Raw genomic sequence first — 3596 nt, forward strand, 5'->3', positions numbered from 1 at the left:
TTGTTCTTCATCATCAAGGGTTCGGTGACCATCCTGATCGAGGATGACGACGGCCGTGAAATGATCATTGCCTACCTCAACTCCGGCGACTTCTTCGGTGAACTGGGTCTGTTCGAGCAAGCAGGACTGGAACAGGAGCGCAGCGCCTGGGTTCGCGCCAAAGTCGAATGCGAAGTCGCGGAAATCAGCTACGCGAAATTCCGCGAGTTGTCTCAACAGGATCCAGACATTCTTTACGTGCTCAGCGGACAAATCGCACAACGCCTGCGCAATACCACGCGCAAGGTCGGCGACCTTGCATTCTTCGACGTGACCGGCCGCGTGGCGCGCTGCCTGCTGGAGCTGTGCAAGCAGCCAGACGCCATGACCCACCCGGATGGCATGCAGATCAAGGTGACCCGCCAGGAGATCGGCCGGATTGTCGGTTGTTCCCGTGAGATGGTCGGCCGCGTGCTCAAGGATCTGGAAGAACGCAACCTGGTCGACGTCAAAGGCAAGACCATGGTGGTCTTCGGTACGCGCTAGGCTCTGAAAACCGAAGCCTGGAACACTTAAGCCCCGAGCACTTCTGCCAGTATTTGGCGATACAACGCATCGAGCCGTTCCAGTGCATCAGGAGCGGCAAATTTTTCATGCAGGGCAATGTGGCTTTCTGCGCGAACCCGCTGTTCCAGACCGCAGGCTTCGTTGAAACGATTGACCGCCGCGACCATTGACTCTCGCTCGTTATCGATCAGCATCGCCCCGTGCACCAGCCCGACCGGACGCTGACCGCCCTTGCTCTGCCGCCAGCGCTGAGCGGTACCGACCATCTTGCGACCATCGAGGTTGACGTTGAAACGGCCATCGCAGAACGCGCCTTCAATTTCGCCCAGGGACGACACACCACCCAACTCGTCAAGCAGCTGGCAAATCGGGTCACAGAGTCGGCGATAGGCGGTTTCGATCCGGTTCTGGTCGCCCTCGCTACGCGGTGGCGCGTAGACCAGCGCGATGTTGAGGGTCGATGCCGATTGCGGCACCGGCTCGCCGCCGGTTTCGCGCAGCAGTACCGGCCAACCGGCAGCGGCTGATATCTCGCACGCTGCCTCGAAACCCGGCAAGCGATTCAAGCGGCGCGGCATGACCAATGCCTGGTCTGTGGGTTGCCAGAACAGCAAGCCGAACTCCGAATCACCGGTGCACACATGGGCCAACAGGTCCTGTTCGGCGAGCAGGCCGGCTTCGATGGTCAGAGAGGTTGGCTGGGACATGGACGACTCCGTAAGACATGAAGTCTTTGGGGGGCTTGATGACCTACTCGCGGGCAAACCCGCTCCCACAGGGGATCGGGTTGCCTGCGAAAATGTGTTCAGTCGAGCGTAGAGCCGCTCACTGGAACACCGCGCTCAGGAAAGAACAGGCGCTGCAGTTCAGTACCCGGGCTTTCGGCGCGCATGAACGCTTCGCCGACCAGGAACGCATACACGTCGCTGATTTCCATCAGCTCGACATCGGCGCGGTTAAGAATGCCACTCTCGGTGACCACCAGACGATYACGCGGAATACGCGGCAACAAGTCGAGGGTGGTTTCCAGGCTGACCTCGAAGGTGTGCAGGTTGCGGTTGTTCACGCCCACCAGCGGCGTGTCGAGGGTTTTCAAGGCCCGCTCCAGCTCGTCGCCATCGTGGACTTCCACCAGCACATCGAGGCCGACACTTTTGGCCACGGCCGCCAGCTCGGCCATTTTCACGTCATCCAGTGCGGAGACGATCAACAGCACGCAATCAGCGCCCAGGGCGCGGGACTCGATGATCTGGTACGGATCGATCATGAAGTCTTTGCGGATCACCGGCAGCTTGCACGCCGCCCGGGCTTGTTGCAGATACGCATCCGCACCCTGGAAGTAGTCGATGTCGGTGAGCACCGACAGGCAAGTAGCCCCGCCCTTCTCGTAACTCCTGGCAATGTCCGCAGGCACGAAGTTCTCGCGAATCACGCCCTTGCTTGGCGAAGCTTTCTTGATTTCAGCAATCACCGCCGGCTGTTTCTTCTTGGCCTGATCGATCAATGCCTTGGCGAAACCACGGGGTGCATCGGCCGCCTTGGCCAGGTTTTCCAGCTCTGCCAGGCTCACACGAGCGCTACGCTCGGCGACTTCCTGGACTTTGCGGGCCAGAATTTTTTCCAGAACCGTCGGTACACTCATCCCTCATTCTCCACTTTGAATACCGCGGTAAATGCACCCAACTCCTCAAGTTTTTCCCGAGCGAGGCCTGTGTGCAGCGCATCGTGCGCCAGGGCAACGCCTTCTTTCAAACTGCTGGCATGGTCGGCGGCGTACAGCGCGGCGCCGGCATTGAGCACGATCATCTCGGCGGCTTTCTGACCGTTCTCGGTCTTGCGCTTGCCCAAGGCATCGCGAATCAGTTCCAGGGAAGCCGCCGGGCTTTCCACCGACAGACCGTGCAGGCTCTGGCTCTTCATCCCCAGATCTTCGGGCTCGACCCAATACTCGGTGATCTGGTCATTCTTCAACTCCGCGACAAAGGTCGGGGCCGCCAGGCTGAACTCGTCCAGGCCATCCTTGGAGTGCACCACCAGCACGTGCTTACTGCCCAAGCGCTGCAAGACTTCGGCCAATGGCCGGCACAACGCCTGACTGAACACACCCACCACCTGGTGTTTCACACCGGCCGGATTCGTAAGCGGGCCGAGCATGTTGAACAAGGTGCGCAAGCCCAGCTCGCGGCGCGGACCGGCGGCGTGCTTCATGGCGCTGTGATGAGTCTGGGCAAACATGAAACCGATACCGACGTTGTCGATGCAGCGTGCAACCTGAACCGGGGTCAGGTTCAGGTAGATACCGGCTGCTTCCAGCAAATCGGCGCTGCCGCTTTTGCCCGACACTGCACGGTTACCGTGCTTGGCCACGGTGCAACCAGCCGCTGCGACCACGAATGAGGAAGCAGTCGAGACGTTGAAGATATTGGCCCCGTCGCCGCCGGTGCCGACCACATCGACCACGCCGTCGAGGGTGTTGAGTTCGACCTTGTCCGCCAACTCGCGCATCGCCGTCACGGCGCCGACGATCTCGTCGATGCTTTCGCTCTTCATGCGCATGGCCATCATGAACGCACCAATCTGTGCGTCCGTGCATTGCCCGGTCATGATTTCGCGCATGACATCACGCATTTCATCGGTACTGAGGTCGAGGTGGCCGACGATACGGCTCAGGGCTGTCTTGATATCCATGGAAAGTCCTTAGCGCGTGCCGCCAGTTTGTTTGAGGAAGTTGGCGAACAGCTCGTGCCCCTGTTCGGTGAGGATAGACTCGGGGTGGAATTGCACACCCTCGATGTTCAGCGTCTTGTGACGCAGGCCCATGATCTCATCCACCGAGCCGTCTTCGAGCTGGGTCCAGGCAGTCAGCTCCAGGCAATCGGGCAGGGTTTCGCGCTTGACGATCAGCGAATGGTAGCGGGTGACCGTCAACGGGCGATTCAGACCTTCGAATACGCCCTTGTCCTCGTGAAATACCGGGCTGGTCTTTCCGTGCATGACCTGACGGGCACGGACCACCTCGCCGCCAAACGCCTGGCCGATGGATTGGTGCC

Annotated in this window: 5 protein-coding genes; 1 reads left to right on the forward strand and 4 read right to left on the reverse strand. The window is 60.2% G+C overall.

The window, feature by feature from the left end; genetic code table 11:
* Positions 1-525 (forward strand): cAMP-activated global transcriptional regulator CRP (crp, locus tag AC1DLB_RS24865; protein WP_477785826.1); only part of this gene is annotated, 525 nt, incomplete at its 5' end.
* Between the two features lie 26 nt (positions 526-551).
* Here the strand turns inward: crp and AC1DLB_RS24870 are convergent.
* The 4 genes from AC1DLB_RS24870 to AC1DLB_RS24885 form a co-directional block, all read right to left on the reverse strand.
* The gene (locus AC1DLB_RS24870) at positions 552-1253 is read right to left on the reverse strand and encodes a lipoate--protein ligase family protein (RefSeq protein ID WP_064620739.1); all 702 of its coding nucleotides are present in this window, start codon (positions 1251-1253) and stop codon (positions 552-554) included.
* A gap of 98 nt (positions 1254-1351) precedes the next feature.
* Positions 1352-2188: an indole-3-glycerol phosphate synthase TrpC gene (gene trpC / locus AC1DLB_RS24875; RefSeq protein ID WP_477785827.1), complete on the reverse strand. Its 837-nt coding sequence runs from the start codon at positions 2186-2188 to the stop codon at positions 1352-1354.
* Positions 2185-3234, reverse strand: a complete 1050-nt coding sequence (gene trpD / locus AC1DLB_RS24880) for an anthranilate phosphoribosyltransferase (protein ID WP_018928870.1) — start codon at positions 3232-3234, stop codon at positions 2185-2187. Before trpD ends, trpC begins: the two co-directional genes overlap by 4 nt.
* Positions 3235-3243: 9 nt before the next feature.
* Positions 3244-3596: anthranilate synthase component II (locus AC1DLB_RS24885; protein ID WP_477785828.1), on the reverse strand; the 353-nt coding region annotated here is incomplete at its 5' end.

This window comes from Pseudomonas sp. 05N434, from assembly GCF_056396965.1.